Annotated in this window: 16 protein-coding genes; 8 read left to right on the plus strand and 8 right to left on the minus strand. The window is 60.7% G+C overall.

What is annotated here, in order from left to right; all coding sequences use genetic code 11:
• Positions 1-117: 117 nt before the first annotated feature.
• From dnaK to dnaJ, 3 genes are read left to right on the plus strand one after another with little or no spacing between them, the layout of a single operon-like run.
• Positions 118-2,034, plus strand: coding sequence for a molecular chaperone DnaK (dnaK, locus tag BJF91_RS06050; RefSeq protein WP_075613585.1), 1,917 nt, complete (start codon positions 118-120; stop codon positions 2,032-2,034).
• Positions 2,034-2,510: a hypothetical protein gene (locus BJF91_RS06055; protein ID WP_075613586.1), complete on the plus strand. Its 477-nt coding sequence runs from the start codon at positions 2,034-2,036 to the stop codon at positions 2,508-2,510. Before dnaK ends, BJF91_RS06055 begins: the two co-directional genes overlap by 1 nt.
• Positions 2,511-2,514: 4 nt before the next feature.
• Positions 2,515-3,648, plus strand: a complete 1,134-nt coding sequence (gene dnaJ, locus BJF91_RS06060; RefSeq protein ID WP_075613587.1) for a molecular chaperone DnaJ — start codon at positions 2,515-2,517, stop codon at positions 3,646-3,648.
• Positions 3,649-3,689: 41 nt separating this feature from the next.
• Here the strand turns inward: dnaJ and BJF91_RS06065 are convergent, their stop codons facing one another.
• Together BJF91_RS06065 and BJF91_RS06070 are read right to left on the minus strand one after the other, a co-directional pair.
• On the minus strand, positions 3,690-3,899 hold the full coding sequence (locus tag BJF91_RS06065) for a SlyX family protein (RefSeq protein WP_075613588.1): 210 nt from the start codon (positions 3,897-3,899) through the stop codon (positions 3,690-3,692).
• Positions 3,900-4,086: 187 nt separating this feature from the next.
• A complete protein-coding gene (locus tag BJF91_RS06070) occupies positions 4,087-4,380 on the minus strand; it encodes a hypothetical protein (protein ID WP_075613589.1) in 294 nt (97 codons plus the stop codon).
• A 154-nt stretch (positions 4,381-4,534) separates the two neighbouring features.
• On the opposite strand from BJF91_RS06070, the gene recF reads away from it, so the two are divergent.
• From recF to BJF91_RS06085, 3 genes are all read left to right on the plus strand, one after another.
• Positions 4,535-5,656, plus strand: coding sequence for a DNA replication/repair protein RecF (recF, locus tag BJF91_RS06075; protein WP_075613590.1), 1,122 nt, complete (start codon positions 4,535-4,537; stop codon positions 5,654-5,656).
• Between the two features lie 140 nt (positions 5,657-5,796).
• Entirely contained in the window at positions 5,797-6,564 is a 768-nt protein-coding gene (locus BJF91_RS06080; RefSeq protein WP_075613591.1) for a molybdopterin-synthase adenylyltransferase MoeB, read from the plus strand.
• Between the two features lie 2 nt (positions 6,565-6,566).
• Positions 6,567-7,043 carry a GNAT family N-acetyltransferase gene (locus tag BJF91_RS06085; RefSeq protein WP_083943179.1) on the plus strand — a complete coding sequence of 159 codons (477 nt, stop codon included), beginning with the start codon at positions 6,567-6,569 and terminating at the stop codon, positions 7,041-7,043.
• 49 nt (positions 7,044-7,092) lie between these two features.
• Here the strand turns inward: BJF91_RS06085 and BJF91_RS06090 are convergent, their stop codons facing one another.
• The gene (locus tag BJF91_RS06090) at positions 7,093-8,097 is read right to left on the minus strand and encodes a 2-hydroxyacid dehydrogenase (protein ID WP_075613593.1); all 1,005 of its coding nucleotides are present in this window, start codon (positions 8,095-8,097) and stop codon (positions 7,093-7,095) included.
• A gap of 282 nt (positions 8,098-8,379) precedes the next feature.
• On the opposite strand from BJF91_RS06090, the gene BJF91_RS06095 reads away from it, so the two are divergent.
• Positions 8,380-8,919 carry an SH3 domain-containing protein gene (locus tag BJF91_RS06095; RefSeq protein ID WP_075613828.1) on the plus strand — a complete coding sequence of 180 codons (540 nt, stop codon included), beginning with the start codon at positions 8,380-8,382 and terminating at the stop codon, positions 8,917-8,919.
• Positions 8,920-8,940: 21 nt separating this feature from the next.
• Here the strand turns inward: BJF91_RS06095 and BJF91_RS06100 are convergent, their stop codons facing one another.
• The 5 genes from BJF91_RS06100 to BJF91_RS06120 all read right to left on the minus strand — a co-directional run bounded on the left by BJF91_RS06100 (position 8,941) and on the right by BJF91_RS06120 (position 17,417).
• Complete coding sequence (locus BJF91_RS06100) at positions 8,941-9,933, minus strand: adenosine kinase (protein WP_075613594.1); 993 nt, start codon at positions 9,931-9,933, stop codon at positions 8,941-8,943.
• A gap of 128 nt (positions 9,934-10,061) precedes the next feature.
• Entirely contained in the window at positions 10,062-11,615 is a 1,554-nt protein-coding gene (locus BJF91_RS06105; RefSeq protein WP_234801558.1) for a putative bifunctional diguanylate cyclase/phosphodiesterase, read from the minus strand.
• 162 nt (positions 11,616-11,777) lie between these two features.
• Positions 11,778-13,310, minus strand: coding sequence for a cryptochrome/photolyase family protein (locus BJF91_RS06110; RefSeq protein ID WP_075613595.1), 1,533 nt, complete (start codon positions 13,308-13,310; stop codon positions 11,778-11,780).
• A gap of 104 nt (positions 13,311-13,414) precedes the next feature.
• Complete coding sequence (locus BJF91_RS06115; RefSeq protein ID WP_075613596.1) at positions 13,415-15,832, minus strand: YbcC family protein; 2,418 nt, start codon at positions 15,830-15,832, stop codon at positions 13,415-13,417.
• Positions 15,833-15,842: 10 nt separating this feature from the next.
• Entirely contained in the window at positions 15,843-17,417 is a 1,575-nt protein-coding gene (locus tag BJF91_RS06120; protein ID WP_075613597.1) for a proton-conducting transporter transmembrane domain-containing protein, read from the minus strand.
• A gap of 102 nt (positions 17,418-17,519) precedes the next feature.
• On the opposite strand from BJF91_RS06120, the gene BJF91_RS06125 reads away from it, so the two are divergent.
• Positions 17,520-18,416: a LysR family transcriptional regulator gene (locus BJF91_RS06125; RefSeq protein WP_075613598.1), complete on the plus strand. Its 897-nt coding sequence runs from the start codon at positions 17,520-17,522 to the stop codon at positions 18,414-18,416.
• The last annotated feature ends 29 nt before the right edge of the window (positions 18,417-18,445 follow it).

Below are 18,445 nucleotides of genomic sequence, written 5' to 3' on the forward strand. Positions count from 1 at the left end.
ATATAGCCCGCATAAGCCAGCGTCGCTGCGCAATCCCGTAGACCCAATCCACGTCGAGGGGCTGTCACCGGAATGCCTGTCGGGGGTTCGGACAGTCTGCTTCAAGGAGAGTATAAAATGGCAAAAGTAATCGGTATCGACCTTGGAACGACCAATTCCTGCGTCTCCGTCATGGACGGCAAAGATGCGAAGGTCATTGAGAATTCGGAAGGCGCACGCACCACGCCGTCCATGGTTGCCTTTTCGGACGACGGCGAGCGCCTTGTCGGCCAGCCGGCCAAGCGCCAGGCGGTCACCAACCCCACCAATACGCTGTTTGCGGTCAAGCGCCTGATCGGTCGCCGCTACGAGGACCCGACCGTCGAGAAGGACAAGGGCCTGGTGCCTTTCCCGATCGTCAAGGGCGACAATGGCGATGCTTGGGTTGAGGCACAGGGCAAGGGCTATTCGCCTGCCCAGATCTCCGCGATGATCCTGCAGAAGATGAAGGAAACGGCGGAAGCCTATCTCGGCGAAAAGGTTGAAAAGGCCGTCATCACGGTTCCCGCCTACTTCAATGACGCTCAGCGTCAGGCCACCAAGGATGCCGGACGCATCGCCGGTCTCGAGGTGCTGCGCATCATCAACGAACCGACGGCCGCTGCTCTGGCCTACGGCCTGGACAAGAAGGACGGCAAGACGATCGCCGTTTACGACTTGGGTGGCGGTACCTTCGATATTTCCGTTCTGGAAATCGGCGATGGCGTCTTCGAAGTGAAGTCCACCAATGGCGACACCTTCCTCGGTGGCGAAGACTTCGACATGCGCCTGGTCGAGTATCTGGCTGCTGAATTCAAGAAGGAACAGGGCATCGAGCTGAAGAACGACAAGCTCGCCCTGCAGCGCCTGAAAGAAGCTGCCGAAAAGGCAAAGATTGAACTGTCGTCTTCGCAGCAGACCGAAATCAACCTGCCTTTCATCACGGCAGACGCTTCCGGTCCGAAGCATCTGACGATGAAGCTGACCCGCTCCAAGTTCGAAAGCCTGGTCGACGATCTCGTCCAGCGCACGGTCGCACCTTGCAAGGCAGCCCTCAAGGATGCCGGCGTTACTGCGGCCGATATCGATGAAGTGGTTCTGGTTGGCGGCATGAGCCGCATGCCGAAGGTGCAGGAAGTCGTCAAGCAGCTGTTCGGCAAGGAGCCGCACAAGGGCGTCAACCCGGATGAAGTCGTTGCCATGGGTGCTGCCATCCAGGCCGGCGTTCTCCAGGGCGACGTCAAGGATGTTCTGCTGCTCGACGTTACGCCTCTGTCGCTCGGCATCGAAACGCTCGGTGGCGTCTTCACTCGTCTGATCGATCGCAACACGACGATCCCGACCAAGAAGAGCCAGGTGTTCTCGACCGCTGACGACAACCAGCAGGCCGTTACCATCCGTGTTTCCCAGGGTGAGCGAGAAATGGCGGCAGACAACAAGCTGCTCGGCCAGTTCGACCTCGTCGGCCTGCCACCGGCTCCGCGCGGCGTGCCGCAGATCGAAGTCACCTTCGACATCGACGCCAACGGCATCGTTCAGGTCTCGGCAAAGGACAAGGGCACCGGCAAGGAACAGCAGATCCGCATCCAGGCATCTGGTGGTCTGTCTGACGCCGACATCGAGAAAATGGTCAAGGATGCCGAGGCCAATGCCGAGGCTGACCGGAAGCGCCGTGCAGTGGTCGAAGCCAAGAACCAGGCCGAAAGCCTGATTCACTCCACCGAGAAGTCGGTGAAGGATTACGGCGACAAGGTCTCCGAGGCCGACCGCAAGGCTATCGAAGATGGCATCGCAGCGCTGAAGGCCTCGGTCGAAGCTTCCGAGCCTGACGCTGATGACATCCAGGCCAAGACGCAGACGCTGATGGAGGTTTCCATGAAGCTTGGTCAGGCCATCTACGAGGCCCAGCAGGCTGAAGGCGGCGCCGAAGGTGCGGCCGGTGGTCATCATGATGACGGCATCGTCGATGCCGACTATGAAGAAGTGAAGGATGACAACACGAAGAAGTCTGCTTGATGCGGATTTCACGGCATCATACCTTCTCGAGATGGCTGGCCTTCGGGCCAGCCGCGTTTGCTTTGGCGGCCAGCCTTGCCGTCTTGGCAGGCCCCGCTGCGGCAGCGTCGGGGGCTGATGTCCGACAGAAAGTCAGTTCTGCGGAAGCCGCCATGCTGCAGGCGATTGCCAAGCACGATACCGCACTGCTGCGGCGTACGATCGGTGGGCTTGGCCCGCTGATCGAGGATGCGTTGAAGCGCAAGAAGTCGGGCGCACAGGTTTCGTCTTGCGATTTGGCGGCCCATTCGCTCGGGTTCGCCGGAACGGCGCTGTCGGAAGCGATCGCTCAGAAGGGTGAGGCGCGCAAGCTGCTGATGGATGATGCCCGTCAGGCAGCAGCGGACTTCAACAGGGATATGTCGGCTTGCGATGCGCAGGTCGGGCAGAAGACAGGCAACCACGCGGGCGTGGAAAAAGCTTTGAGAGCTTTGTAGGACGATGGCAAAGGCAGATTTCTACGAGACCCTCGGTGTCTCCAAGACCGCAGACGAAAAAGAGCTGAAAAGCGCCTTCCGCAAGTTGGCGATGAAGTACCATCCGGACAAAAACCCCGGGGACGACGAGTCGGAGCGGAAGTTCAAGGAAATCAACGAGGCCTATGAAACGCTGAAGGACCCGCAAAAGCGCGCGGCCTATGACCGTTTCGGCCATGCTGCCTTCGAGCAGGGCGGCATGGGCGGCGGGGGTGGCGGCGGTTTTGCCGGCGGTGGCTTCTCGGATATTTTCGAGGACATTTTCGGCGAAATGATGGGCGGCGGCCGTGGCGGTCGCGCACGCTCGACCGGTGGTCGCGAACGTGGCGCCGATCTTCGCTACAACATGGAAATCTCCCTGGAGGAGGCCTATAGCGGCAAGACGGCGCAGATCCGGGTTCCGACCTCGATCACCTGTGAGGTCTGTTCGGGCTCGGGTGCCAAGCCGGGTACCAAGCCGACCACCTGCGCCACCTGCCAGGGTTCTGGCCGCGTGCGTGCTGCGCAAGGGTTCTTCTCCATCGAGCGGACATGCCCGACCTGTCAGGGTCGTGGCCAGACGATCAGCGATCCCTGCGGCAAGTGCCATGGCCAGGGCCGCGTCACGGAAGAGCGTCAGCTGTCGGTCAGCATTCCCGCCGGTATCGAAGACGGTACCCGCATTCGCCTGCAAGGCGAAGGAGAGGCCGGTCTGCGCGGTGGGCCTTCGGGTGATCTCTACATCTTCCTGTCGGTGAAGCCGCACCAGTTCTTCCAGCGAGAAGGCGCCGATCTCTATTGCTCGGTCCCGATTTCGATGACGACAGCCGCCCTTGGCGGCACCTTCGACGTCACAACGCTTGACGGAACCAAGTCGCGGGTAACGGTGCCTGAGGGCACCCAGCCGGGCAAGCAGTTCCGTCTGAAGGGTAAGGGCATGCCGGTGCTGCGCTCCGCGCAGATGGGCGATCTCTATATCCAGATCCAGATCGAAACCCCGCAGAAGCTGACCAAGCGCCAGCGTGAACTGCTGCAGGAGTTCGACCAGATTTCCTCCAAGGAGAACAATCCGGAATCGACCGGGTTCTTCGCCCGGATGAAGGAATTCTTCGAGGGTTGAGATAGAAAAAGGCCGGTGCGTAAGCGCCGGCCTTTTTAAGTTTAGTAATGCGGCGGCTTGGTGATTGGCACGGCATCGTGCGATTGCTCTTCCAGGCTTAGAAACCTCTCGGTCAAACGGTCGAGCTTGGCACGAGTCTGCTCCACCACTTTCCACTGCTCAGTGAGCTGATCTGAAAGTTCCTCGATAGTTTTCGCCTGATAGGCGACCGTTTCTTCAAGCCGGATCAGCCTGTCTTCGGTATCGGCCATGCTTTTCTCCTGGCAATGATGCTTTGCACATTACAGCGCCGTGCGCCATATATGGCGCACAAAGGTTCGCTGTAGCGTTTTATACCTGCTGCAAAATTCCTTAAATCGATTCCGATTTAAGGAATTTTGCAGTGGAACAGGAGCTACCCGATAATTTGCCAGACTGGAACCGTTTTCGCGGATTCCATCATGCCTCAGGCGGGTCCGGGTCATCATAGGGCATGAGTATGACAGCCGAGGCTGCCGCAGACGCGCCAAACAGCAGAGCCATGGGAAAGGCCAGCATCGCCAAGGCGATAAACGGGTGGGCGGCGTGACCAAGCAAACCACTCAGTCCGCCGATGTCGAGCCAGATTAGCAAGATTGCGGTACCGGCGCCGAGGGCGGCGCCACAGGCGGCGTTGCCGGCGAGAAAGCCAAGCATGCGCCGGTGATCCAGCTGCGCGTCGCCGGGTGATTGCTTGTAACTGTCATGCGCCATGCAAAGCCCCTCCTGACTCCGCCTCGGTTCCAGATGGTACGAACGGAGCGCTCGAACCGTTCCATTATCGCCGAGCGGGCGGAAAAAGCCATGAGGCAGCTTGTCTCGGCATGGCTTTGCCCCTAACTGCACATAATCTCGTTTTCTGGATCCCATGGCTGAAAAAACCTTCATCAACCGGCTGCAATTGACGGATTTTCGCAATTATGCTGCGGCTTCCCTGCGGCTTGATGGGCGGCATGTGGTGCTGACCGGGCGCAACGGCTCCGGCAAGACCAACCTGATGGAGGCTGTGTCGTTCCTGTCGCCGGGGCGCGGTTTGCGCCGGGCGGTACTGTCGGATGTTGCAAGAGCAGGCGCTGAGAACGGATTTTCGATTTTTGCCAGCGTCGAGGGCATGGCCGGGGAGGCGGATCTCGGCACAGGCTCGGAAATCCAGGAAGAGACTGCGGTGCGCCGCCTGCGCATTAACGGCTCTCCGGTGCGCTCTGTCGATGAGCTTACCGATCATCTGCGCGTGCTGTGGCTGACGCCAGCCATGGACGGTCTATTTACAGGGGCCTCGTCTGAACGCCGGCGCTTTCTCGACCGCCTTGTGTTGTCGATCGACCCGCAGCACGGCCGCCGCGCCAGCGATTTCGAGCGTGCCATGCGCAGCCGCAATAAGCTTCTGTCAGACGGACGTTTCGACGCGAGCTGGCTGTCCGGCATTGAACAGCAGATGGCCGCACTCGGCATTGCCATGGCGCTGGCCCGCCAGGAAATGATGCGACTGCTGGCCACCCTGATCGAGCAGCGTCGCGATCCCGGCAGCTTCCCAGGCGCCGATCTGATGCTCTCAGGCTTCCTTGACGACGAGGCGGGAGCCGCGGCGATCGATCTTGAAGACCGCTATCGCGACCTGCTTGCCCAGTCGCGCGGGCGGGATGCGGCGGCAGGGCGCACGCTGGAGGGGCCGCATCGCAGCGATCTTCTGGTGCGCCACCGGGAAAAGGACATGGAGGCGGAGCGCTGTTCGACCGGCGAGCAGAAGGCTCTGCTGATCGGTCTCGTGCTCGCCCATGCCGAACTTGTCGCGACGATGACTGGTTTCGCGCCGATCCTGCTGCTCGATGAAATCGCCGCCCACTTGGACCAAGGCCGCCGTGCGGCGCTGTTCGACAGAATCGACGTGCTGGGCGGGCAGGCTTTCATGACCGGAACCGACACCCATATGTTCGAAAGCCTTGGCGAGCGGGCACAATTCGTGACCGTCGACGATGGACAGTTGTCATAGCGTTTCAGTGTTTCATAGAAGCACCGCAACGCTCTAACTCTCTGTTTTTACGGATTTCCGGAGGGAAAACCGGTTCCCACTTTTCCTGGAAATGCTCTAACCTGACTGTTCGCAGAGGCAAAGACATGCAACAACAAGACATGGAACCGCTTTCGCCAGAAGAAATCCAGCGCTACCAGCGCCATATCCTGCTGCCTGAAATCGGCGGCGCCGGCCAGCAGAAGCTGAAGGCGGCGCGCGTCATGGTTATTGGCGCGGGAGGGCTCGGCGCGCCCGTGCTGCAATATCTTGCAGCAGCCGGTGTCGGCACGCTTGGCATTGCCGATGACGACCACGTGTCGCTGTCCAATCTGCAGCGGCAGGTGATCCATGACAGCGGTACCCTCAATGAATTGAAAACTGAAAGCGCTGCCCAGGCTATAGCAAGGCTCAATCCGCATGTGCGGGTCGTACGCTTCGAAGAGCGGTTCGATGCTGAATTTGCGGATACGCATTTGCGTGGCTTCGATCTGCTGATCGACGGTTCCGACAATTTCGATACGCGTTACAATGCCGCCGATGCGGCCGAACGGCACCACCGTCCCTTGGTCACGGGCGCTGTCGGCCGGTTCGAAGGCTCTCTGACGGTGCTGAAACCCTATGCGGCGGATGCCGAGGGAAACCTCTATCCTGCTTATCGCGATCTGTTTCCGGAAAAGCCGCCGGCGGGTCTCATCCCGACCTGTGCTGAAACCGGCATCGTCGGTGCCTTGACCGGGGTGATCGGCACAATGATGGCGATGGAAGCGATCAAAATTATCGCTGGCATTGGTGAACCATTAGTAGGACGTTTGCTAATGTACGACGCCTTGTCCGCCCGCTTCGAAACGGTGCGATACCGGCGCCGAAACAGAAACACGAAGGTTTGACCATGGTGGAAATCGTTCAGATCGACGAGCATTTTGAAGACTGGGATGCGCTTCTGGCCCTGGTGCTGGATGCTTTCGACTATATGCATCCGCTGATCGACCCGCCATCTTCGGCTTTAAAGCTGACACCGGAAGCGTTGAAGGCTAAAGCGCATGAGGAAATCGGCTATGCGGCGCTGATAGACGGGAAGCTCGTCGGCTGTCTGTTCTGTCGGCAGAGCGCGCCGGACCGGCTCTACATGGGCAAGGTAGCCGTGCTGCCCGATCTCCAGGGTCAGGGCATTGGCCGGGCGATGCTGAAGGCGGCGGAAGGCCTCGGCCATGCCTGCGGCGTCAGATATCTTGAACTTGAAACCCGCATCGAGCTCAACAACAATCACAAGCGCTTCGAAAAATGGGGCTTCCATATCGTCGCGGAAAAAAGCCATCCGGGCTATGACCGGACGACCTTCGTACAGATGGAAAAGTCGCTAGGGTGAACCGCTGAGTTGAAGTGTGCGCCCTAGATGCAGCACGGCACTGTAGGGCTTAATCGCGCCCGGGCAGGACCCGGTTTGGCGGTCGATGGCCGTCGAAATAGGTGCGGATATTGATGATGACCTTGTCGCCCATGTCGATGCGGCCTTCCAGCGTCGCCGAGCCCATATGCGGCAGCAGCACGACCTTGCCCTCTTCTGCCAGTTTCAGCAGCTTCGGATTGACTGCCGGTTCGTTTTCGAACACGTCGAGACCTGCGCCAGCAATCTTGCCCTCGCGGATACATTGAATGAGCGCAGCCTCGTCGATAATGCCGCCGCGCGCGGTATTGACGATATAGCTGGTCGGCTGCATCAGCGCCAAACGCCGTGCAGACAGAAGATGGTAGGTAGCCGGTGTCGACGGGCAGTTGACCGAGACGATATCCACCCGCGCCAGCATTTGGTCGAGGCTGTCCCAATAGGTTGCCTCCAACTCGTCTTCCGTCTGCGGGCTGACCTTTTTACGGTTATGATAATGGATCGAGAGTCCAAAGGCCTTAGCCCGGCGGGCAACGGCCGTACCGATTCGCCCCATGCCGACAATGCCGATCCGCTTGCCCCAGATGCGCCGCCCCAGCATCCAGGTCGGCGACCATCCAGCCCATTCTCCTGGCCGTTCGGTCAGGATGCGAGATCCCTCGGCCAGGCGGCGCGGCCCGGCCAGAATCAGCGCCATCGTCATGTCGGCCGTGTCTTCACTCAGCACATTCGGCGTGTTGGTCACCGTAATGCCCTTGCGGGCAGCAGCATCGACGTCGATATGGTCGGTGCCATTGGAAAAGCTGGCGATCAGCTTCAATTGCGGCCCGGCGGATTCGATCAGCCCGGCGTCGATCCGGTCCGTCACGGTCGGCACCAGCACGTCGCTGGTCTGCATCGCGCGTTCCAGGTCAGCACGGGTGCGCGGCGCGTCATCGATGTTCAACTCCGCGTCAAACAGCTCGCGCATGCGGGTTTCCACTGCGTCCGGCAGCTTGCGGGTAATGTAAACCTTGGTCTTTTTCCGCTGGGTCATGAAGACTTTCGATGCCTTGTAAACAGGTCCTTAACCAAACGCAGGCGATGATTCCGCTAATCGCAGCGCGTCCTCGACACGCACGGACGTTTTAAGAGGTTTCGCCTGCTGCGCAATGGAGCTTGATCAATCGGATCGAAAAACCTGTTGCGCAGTCAGGTTCATTTCTATCAAACCTGTCCGGGAAGACAATTGTATCTTCGCTTGCAGGATCACATACAGGCGACGGAACCGCTGGCGGGGGCTTCGGGTTCCGATCGATCCATCGACAACGGAAATGCCATGCCCAACGGGTTCAAACGCTCCTGTCTCACGCTTTTCGTCTCCACGCTGTTCGCTCTATGGGCTGGCGCTGCCGCCGCGCAAGGTGCGACCAAGGGTACCAGCGGCTTGCCCTTGCCACGGTTCGTCACCTTGAAATCGGCGCGCGTCAATCTGCGCATCGGCCCCAGCACCGATTACGCGACGTCCTGGATGTATACCCGCGCCGGCCTGCCGGTCGAGATCATCCAGGAATACGACAATTGGCGGCGGATCCGCGATACTGATGGTACCGAAGGCTGGGTCAACCAGACCCTGCTGTCGGGCGAACGCAGTGCGCTCGCCGCCCCGTGGATGAAGGGCAAGGGCGACGATGTCTATGTCAACATGCGCCGTGACGGCCAGGCCGGCTCTGCAGTCATTGCCAAGCTTCAGCCGGGCGTGCTGATGCGGTTGCTGGAATGCAACGGCACCTGGTGCCGCGCGGAAGTCGACGGCACCAAGGGCTGGGTCGCCCAAGGTGAAATCTGGGGCGCCTATCCCGGAGAAGCTTTCAAGTAGATGCCTTCAGCCGAAGCGGCTTCAAGCCAGCCCGGCTTCCGCTGCGGCATCCTTGAGCGATGCCAGCGGACGCGGTCCGATCTGCTGAATGACAAGACCTGCGGCCAGGCAGCCGAGCTTGCCGCAGTCTTCCAGAGACCGGCCCTGGGTATAGCCATAGAGGAAGCCTGAGGCGAAGAGATCGCCGGCGCCTGTCGTGTCAACCAGTTCAGCAATGGCGGTCGCCGGCACATGGATGCGCTCGGAGCCCTTGACGATCATCGCGCCATCTTCGCTCATCGTCACGGCGGCGAGTTTGCAGTCCTTGGCGATCTGGTCCAAGGCCAGCTCGAAATCCTCGGTCTCGTAAAGAGCAAGCGCCTCCTGGCGATTGGCAAAGACGATGTCGACTGTGCCGGAGCGCATCAGGTCAAGGAATTCCGCCCGGTAGCGGTGCACGCAGAAACTGTCGGACAATGTCATCGACATTTCGCGGCCGTGCTCATGGGCAATGCGGGCACACTCGACGATCGCCTGCTTGGCGCGCGGCGGATCCCAGAGATAGCCTTCGAAATAGGTGACCTTGGCTTCGGCAACGACTTCGGGCTCGACATCTTCAGGGCCGAATTCGACGCAGGCGCCGAGATAGGTGTTCATCGACCGCTCGCTATCGTCGGTCACGAAAATCATGCAGCGCGCCGTCGGTGGCTCGGTTCCCTTCGCCATGGTCTTGTAATGAACGCCCTGGGCACGAATGTCGTGGGCAAAGATGGTGCCCAATTGATCTTCAGCAACCTTGCCGAAATAGGCGGCCTTGCCGCCGAAACTGGCGATGCCTGCCGCCGTGTTTCCGGCGCTGCCGCCGGAAGCTTCGACGGCCGGTCCCATCATATCGTAGAGCTTCGTGGCGCGCTCCGCGTCGATCAGGTTCATGGCGCCTTTGACGATGGCGTTTTCCTCAAGGAAGCGATCTTCGCATCGTGAGATGATGTCAACGATTGCATTGCCGATGGTCAGCACGTCGAATTGCGTCATGGGAGGCTTGGTCCGTCCATTGATGTTGGGATAAACTCATAGCGGATTTTGACGGGCAGAAAAGATGAAAAAGGCACCGGCAGACAAGCTCTGCCCGCGGCCCGTCAAAGAACATTGGATTTTCATCTTCAGGAGGCGAGAGCATCCCTTTCGCCACGTCCTGCGATCAACGACAGAGCCTCTTGCGCCGGCAGCGCCTTGCTAAACAGGAAGCCTTGGCCGAAATCGCAGCCGATGCTTTTAAGGAAGGCGAGTTGGCTCTCGTCCTCGATGCCTTCGGCTGTGGTGGCGATGCCGAGACCCTGGCCGAGACCGAGAATGGCCCGCACGATATCTTCCTGCTTCTTGTCGGTGTCGTATGCCATCACGAAGCTGCGGTCGATCTTGATCTTGTCGAATGTGAATTTGGACAGTTGCGACAGATTGGAATAGCCGGTACCGAAATCGTCGAGAGCAATGCGGATCCCGCTCTTTCGCAGATCGGCCAGGATCTGGCTGGCCTGCTCGATGTCCTGGACAAGCGCCGTTTCGGTGATCTCGATTTCCAGCTGGCTGGGCGGCAGGCCAGTTTCCATCAGGATAGCTATGATCCTGAGGCTCAACTGCCGGTCAACGAATTGCGTTGGTGAAATGTTGAAGGCGAGCCGCACGGTTGGCGGCCATTGCAACGCGTCACGGCAGGCCTGGCGCAGCAGGCTGTCCGAAAGTTCGACGATCAGCCCGGCTTTTTCGGCGAGTTCGATAAAGTCGCTGGGCAAGATATACTGGCCAGGGCCGGTCTTCCACCGCGCCAATGCTTCGAAGCCGCGCAACTCGCCCGTCTTCAGATCGATCAACGGCTGGTAATATGGCACGATCTGGTTGTCGCGGATCGCCGACTTCAACGCCATTTCCGTTTCTGCGCGGCGCAGGGCCCGGTCTTCCATGATCCGGTCGAAGCCGTAGACACTGTTATGGCCAGCCTTCTTGGCGACATACATGGCGACGTCGGCGCAATGGGTGGCGTCCTTGAAATCGCTGCCGTCTTCCGGGAAGAGAGCAAAGCCGACGCTGGCGCCGATCTCGCTGGTCATGCCTCCGACATCGTAGGGATTGCACAGCAGCCGGGCAATGTGCTGGCCCGCATGGGCATAATCCATATGTTCCGAGCGGGGGCTGACAAGCAGAAATTCATCGCCGCCCATGCGATAGACTTCGGCGCCTGGAAGCGCATTGCGCAGCCGATGCGCCACGTCTTTCAAAAGCAGGTCGCCGCCCTGGTGACCGACGAGGTCGTTGACCTTCTTGAAGCCGTCGAGATCAATCGAGTAGATTACCCAACGACCCTCCCGGAAAGGATCCGCGTCCGCCTGTCGCTCGGCAAGCGCTCGACGGTTCGGCAGGCCGGTTAGCGGATCGTGATGGGCAAGCCAGTCCATGTTCTGTTCGGCCACATTGCGAAGGCGGATTTCCGACTGCAACTCTCTGATCCGCCTTGCCGCGAAGACCAGACTTAACAAGCCGACAATGCAAAGGGCGGTAAAAAGTTCGTCGAGCTGAAGCGATTCGTTCGCATCCATGAAGGCATCGAGATTTTCATGAAAATTGTATAGAATTGCGATCGGCCAAAGAACCAGCGCAATGCTTGTTAAAAGCACAGCGTCCTTGGTGGTCTTGTTTTGGACGATCTCTAATATCTTCACGCTGCGACCCCTCTGAACGGCTGCCGAACCGCCCGCCTTCCTGACAAAAGCATGGTCATTGTGAAATTGCCGTTAAAAACATTCCTTAAATATAATTCACCCGCATAAATAGTATTAGCGATTACTGGTACGCGAGATGATAGATGTCCCATGTTGGGGCGGTCAGTCCAGGCTGGCCAGGAAGCCTGCTGCACTGTCGGCAATCCGCTCGCGTTCTGCCGCGTCGAAATTGTCGTAGCTGCGCAACATCTGCGCCATGCGCGGGTTCTTGGCCAGCCGGTCCCGGTGCCGGGCGATGAAGTCCCAATATAGTGCGTTGAAGGGACAGGCCTTTGCGCCCGTGCGCTGCTTTACATCGTAGCGGCACGAGCCGCAGTAATTGGACATACGGTTGATATAGGCGCCGCTCGCTGCATATGGCTTTGAGGCCAATAGACCACCGTCGGCAAACTGGCTCATACCGAGCGTGTTGGGCAGCTCCACCCACTCATAGGCATCGGCATAGACACTGAGATACCATTCATGCAGCGCATGCGGATCGATGCCGGCAAGCAGCGCGAAATTGCCCGTCACCATCAGGCGCTGGATATGGTGGGCATAGGCCTGCTGCTTCGTCTGGGTCACGGCGGCCTTGACGCAGGCCATGTCGGTCTCTGCCGTCCAGTAGAAATCCGGCAAGGGGCGGTGGTGATCGAGGGCGTTCAACGACACGTAACCGGGCATCTTGAGCCAGTAGATGCCGCGCACATATTCACGCCAGCCGATGATTTGGCGGATGAAGCCTTCCGCCGCATTGAGGGGCACCTTTCCTGAATGATAGGCAGCCTCGACCGCGCGGCAAACCGTGAGCGGGTCAAGAAGGCCGCAATTCAAATATTGCGAGATGACTGCATGATAGAGAAAAGGCTCGCCCGTGAGCATCGCGTCCTGATAATCGCCGAAGAAGGGCAGGGCGTGGTCGACGAAGGCCGTAAACGCCGCTTGTGCATCGGCCCGCGTCACCGCAAACCAGAAAGGCTCGAGATCGCCGAAATGATTGCCGAAGCGCGCCTCAACCAGCGCCAGAACCTCCTTGGTGATGGCATCGGGTTTGCAGGTCTTCGGCTTTGGCATGAAGAGATCGAGCGCCGCCGGCTTGCGGTTCTCTGTATCATAGTTCCAGCGCCCGCCCTCGGGCGTGTCTCCCTCCATCAGCAGGCCGGTTTTCCGGCGCATCTCGCGATAGAAATATTCCATGCGCAATTGCTTGCGCCCTCTGGCCCAGGCTGCGAATTCGTCGGGAGTGCAGAGGAACCGCGTATCGGGGAGAATGTCGACCGGAAGCGACAGTTGCTCCTCCCACCCTGCCATCATCTGGCCCACGCGCCATTCGCCCGGCTCGGTCACCACGATGCGCTGGGGACGATGTGTCTTCACCGCCTGTCGCAGCTGCTCGGTAAATCCGCCGCCGTTTTCAGCGGCATCAAGCGTTACATAGTCGACGGTCCAACCCGCGGCGCGCAATTCCTCGGCGAAGTGCCGCATGGCTGAAAACAGGAAGGCGATCTTTTTCTTGTGATGGCGCACATAGGTGGCTTCGTCGTGAAGCTCGGCCATCAGCACGACATCCTGTTTGGGATCTCCAGCTGCAAGGCTTGTCAGCGTTGGCGTCAGTTGGTCGCCAAGAACCGGAATGAGATTGCGCACAGCGACCATTTGAGACCTACAGAGACAAGTAATGTCTCAGATACGCCGCGCACGATCCGATGGATCGTTGCCGGCGGATGCAAAACCATCTGCACCCGCCGGGATCATTGATGTCAGACGGCGATCTTCATCGGCGCCGGCGCGCAAACTTCCTCGAACGGCTGCCAGCTCAAACCACCGGTATACCGCCAGGCCATCCGGCCCTGATCGTCGAGGGCGAAAAGATGCAGCCAACTGTTGTCGAACAGGGCGCGCACGCCGTCATGGCGCGCCAGGATCTCGGTCATCGCCTCGGTCGGCGCCTCGATGCAGACCGATAGCCGCAGCGGTTCATGCACGAAGCGCTCGCCGTCATGGACAGATTGCCAGGGAAGCCCGGCCCGCAGCGGTCCGCCATTACCCTCGATGACACCGATGCCACCGGTGACATTGTGCAAGAGCTTGTTGCCGCCGCCGAATACCTCGGGTGCCACGGTCGAGCCGTAATATTGCAGGCTGATCCAGCTGGCGACGATCACAGGCGCCGTCAGGATCAATTCCAGGGTGCCAAAACCCTGATCCGCCTTCCAGTCGTAATCGTGTAGGAAGGCGCGTCCCTGCAGATTGCGGCCTGATGTGCGCGACCGGGGTGCGGCGACAAACGCCTTACAGCCGGCAAGCGCCCATTCCGGCCGTGTTTCCGCCCAGTCATGGCTGCGTGCGGCAACCGAAGCCTCATTGGCCGCCCGCGGCAACCGCAGAGCCCGTTCGCTTCTGGCTAGCTGGCCTGCACTATCGAGCCACGCCATAGCACGGGCGATGTCTCCCGCGTGAGCATCAGCCGGATAATCGCCGGTGAAAAGCTGCACCCCGTCGGTGGTGGTATCATGCAGCGCGCCGAGGAAAACCGTATCATCGGGGATCTCGATGCCGGCCTCAGTCAGACCCGCCCTGACATCCCGGTCGTTCAGCAGCGCTGCCAGCAGCCGGGCATTGACATCGCCCGCGTAGCCACCGCAAGCGCCGCAGTGAAGCGCGCTGGCATGGGGATTGTTGACAACATTTGCACCGTGCCCGACCAGCAACACCAGCCGCGCAAAGCCTGATGTCAGCGACATCGCCGTCAGCACGGCTGTCGCCGCCGTGATCCGCTCTGGCAGAGACAGAGCCGGAAGCATCTGCGGTGCCGGCTCGACGGACGGCTTGCCATGATGCAGGCCCAGCGCATCGCCGAGCAGCTTTGCGACATAAACCGGCCCGGTTGCCTCGACGAAGGCGAAGGAGGAGACGGCCGCGAGCTTGAACCGCCCCCAGGCGCGCTTGGCCCGGGCCTTGACCCGCACCGGCTCCACTTCCTCAGCGCGGTAGGCGCCGCCGGCCCGCGAGGTCAGCGCCGGATTGAGCAATACCGGAAACCGCGCCTCCTCGACATCGGAGGCAAATCGATGATGGGCGGTTCTAAGGCCGAAGAAGCCCGCAAAGCCAAGCGTGCGGATATCAGGATCGAGGCTTTCCAGCGCCCGCCGGAAGACTTCCGACCGGACATCGATACAGAAGGCCGCCTGCAACAGGGGCCGATCCTGGGAGGCTCTGGGACTTTCCGAGGCAAAGATCTGCGCCAGCCCTCTTTGCGCCGCCCGTTCTGCTGCTTCCTGCAAAAGAGCGTCGAGGACGAGATCGGCAGTCGGTGTGAGCGGCAGGCTGTGGGCATCCCGGACCTTTTTCCATGGCTCGGCGATCGCCTCCTCGTAGCGAATAAACAGTGCTTCTTCCCAGATCAGCCGGATCGCGAGGAGATCGGTGATCGTCTGGTCTGTGCCGCCGGCCAGTTCCGCCTGCCACAGCTTGTAGCGCCCATATTGCGCCCAGCCACCCAGCGTCATCAGCATCTGGTGATAGTAGCTATCGAGTGCCTCGGGCTTGAGGCCCAGCCGCTCGCTGACCCTGACGATGACCGCCTCTGCGCTCTCAGGTGCGTCCGAGACATGCCGGGCAAAGCCGGAGAGGCCGGCGATCTCGGGCGTGAGGTCGTGGGTGGCCACCGCCCGCCAGGCGCCGTAAGCGCCCTTTGCGCGCGGGGCAGCCCACAGAGCTTGGCCTTCGTCAAAGTAGCCGGCCATCCAGGCGCCCAGCCGCTCGGCGATGAGGCCGGGCCAGTCGGTGCCGGAGGCCTCGGCAGCCAGATCCGCTACCGTTGCCAAGGCTACCGGCTTTTCCGGGTCTTCAGCCTTCCGCGCCTTGAGATCTGCCAGATTGACCGGCTTCAGCGTGGAAGCGCAGGCATCGAGCGCGGCCAGCAGGTCATCATCGCCAATCTCACCGGTGGCGATTTTTGTCCGATACCATTGCCTCGCCATGGTGACGGACACGCCTGCGACCCGGGCCAACCGTGCGCCGACCTCGGCCAGGGTCTCGCCGGTCTGGCCGAGAAACGGATTGACAGCGACGCTAGCCATCAGCGGCCAGGCCGGGGGAATGGCCCGGGCGGCGCGGTCCGCAGCAGCGTGGAACAGGGCCGCATCGATCATGGTGTCTTTGGTTTCAAGAGACATGGCGAACTCCTCAGTTCTGCTTGCTGGCGGTCAGCTTGGATGTCGACCAGCCGCCGACCAACCGGTCGAAGACGGCATTGACGTAAAAGCCGTTGGAAAGATGCACCCGCAGACCGGCGGCAGCAGGATGATAGGCCCAGAGCGGAAACATGGCCTGAACGACCGCAACAGCCGCGAAGCTGACGACGGCCAGAACCAGCAGCGCCCATTCCAGCGGCGCCGGTGCCGGGGTTGGCGGCAGGGTGCCTGCCATCAGCAGGTTCGTCACCGTCTGCAGGGCGAAATAGCTGACCGAGGTCGCGACCGCATAGACCGCTGTGCTGCGGGTCAGCGCCTTGGGCGCGGCGTCGGCGAGGCCCTGGGCCAACATATAGGCGACGCCGAAGATCAGGATGGCACCGAGCGCAATCGCCTGCGGCGACTTATGCGTCAGGCCAAAGCAGAGCCCGACGAGCACATAGATTGCCAGTGCCGAGAGAAAAGCCCGCCCAACCGCGCCGGCATCGGGCACGGCAACCGGGCCGGGCCGGCGAATGGCCGCCACCCGCTCCACCGCGCCGCCTGAGGCGAGGAAGGAATGGGCCTTGTAGAGTGAATGGGCGACGATATGCAGAAGCGCCAGCGGAAACAGCGCCAGCCCGCATTCAAACACCATGAAGCCCATCTGCGCGACGGTCGACCAGGCCAGCGACGTCTTCACCGCCGGTTGGGTCAGCATGACGAGGCTGCCGAACAGGGCAGTAAATCCCCCGACCATGACCAGTACGGCAAGCACGCCAGGGCTGAGCAGCATGACATCGGCAAACCGGATCAGCAGGAAGCCGCCGGCATTGATCACCCCGGCATGCAGCAGGGCAGAAACCGGTGTCGGGGTTTCCATCACCTCCGTCAGCCAGCCATGGGTCGGAAACTGCGCGGATTTCAGCATGGCAGCGAGTGCAAGGAAGCCGGTTGCGACCATCGCCGCACTACCGCCTTGGCCGTGGCGCGCGGCTTCAAGGATCGTGGCGATATCGGCGCTGTTATAGGCATGGGCCAGCAGGATAGCTGCTACCGCAAGAGCGGCATCACCGAGCCGGGCAGTGATGAACTTCTTGCGCGCCGCGCGCTGGGCGGCAATCCGCTGCGGGTAAAACAGCAGCAGCCGGTGCAGAAACAGGCTGGTGGCGATCCAGGCGAGAACGAGTTGCAGAAGATTGCCGGCCGTGACCAGAAGCAGCACGGCGACCAAAGTGGCGCAGAGCCAGCCTGTGAACGGCCCTTGCCGGTCCTCGCCGTCAAGATAGGTGGCGGCGTAGCGGATCACCACCCAGCCGATGAAGGTGACAAGAACAAGCATAGTGACGCTGACCGCATCGAGCCGGACGGAAAACCCAGCCGAGGCCACGCCAAGCAGCGGGCTGGTGCCGGGGCCGGCAAGGATCAAGCTCGCAAGACAGGCGAGCGCCGCGCAAAGCGCTAGCAATGCGGCACCTTCTGCGAGCTTCGGCGCGCGCTTGGGCCTGATGCCGGGTTCGGAAAAGCCGACTGCGGCAGCGGCGAGCAGTGGTATGGGTGCCAGCAAGGGCAGGAAGTGGATAAGCACGGCAAAACCCCTCAATCGATCCGTTGCGGACACTGTTAGTCGAGGCGGGTCTCCAATAAAAATTCATTGTTTTGTTGTTATCGTTCGTTTTAAAAGAACGATATGAGAGATCTGAACTTCAACCATCTGCGATATTTCTGGGCTGTCGCCCATGAAGGCAGCCTGACGCGGGCTGCCCAGCACATGAATCTGTCGCAATCGGCGCTGTCGGTGCAGATCCAGAAACTCGAGCATCAGATGGGGCATCCGCTGTTCGAGCGGGTGGGCAAGAAACTCGTGTTGACGGAAGCGGGCCAGATCGCGCTCGATTACGCCGATACGGTGTTCAAGGCGGGTGACGAGTTGATGAGCACATTGCGCGGTCGGCCGACGGCCAGCCGCCAAGTGCTCAGGGTTGGGGCGCTGACGACGCTGTCGCGCAATTTCCAGCTGGAATTCCTGCGCCCCCTCGTCGGGCGTTCCGATGTCGAGTTGATCGTCCGCTCCGGCAATATGCGCGATCTCCTGGCGCAACTTGAAGCGCATGCCATCGATGTGGTGCTCGCCAATAGCGCTGCCCCCCGCGATGCGCGGTCTGCGCTGCGCAACCATCTGCTGAATGCACAGCCGGTCAGCCTCGTCGGCCGGCCGCGCTCTGATGGGCGGGTCCTGAATTTTCCCGATGACCTTCGCAGCGAGCCGCTGCTGCTACCGAGCCTCGACAGCGACATTCGCGTCGCCTTCGACCGCATCCTGGAAATGGCCGGTATAAGGCCTGTCATCCTCGCCGAAGTCGACGACATGGCGATGTTGCGTCTGATGGCACGCGAACGCGAAGGTGTTGCCCTCGTGCCGCCTATCGTTGTGCGTGACGAGCTGGAATCGGGCATTCTTGTTGAGCATTGCCGCATCCCTGAAGTGACCGAGAGCTTCTATGCCATCATCCAGAAACGCCGCTTTCCGAACGCTTTGCTAAGCGAATTGTTGGCCCGGGGCGAAACCGTCGGCGGGGTGGAGTGACCTCCGGACGCCATCGCCAACGCATGATG

This window comes from Gillisella taibaishanensis (genome assembly GCF_001938985.1).
Lineage (GTDB): Bacteria > Pseudomonadota > Alphaproteobacteria > Rhizobiales > Rhizobiaceae > Allorhizobium > Allorhizobium taibaishanense.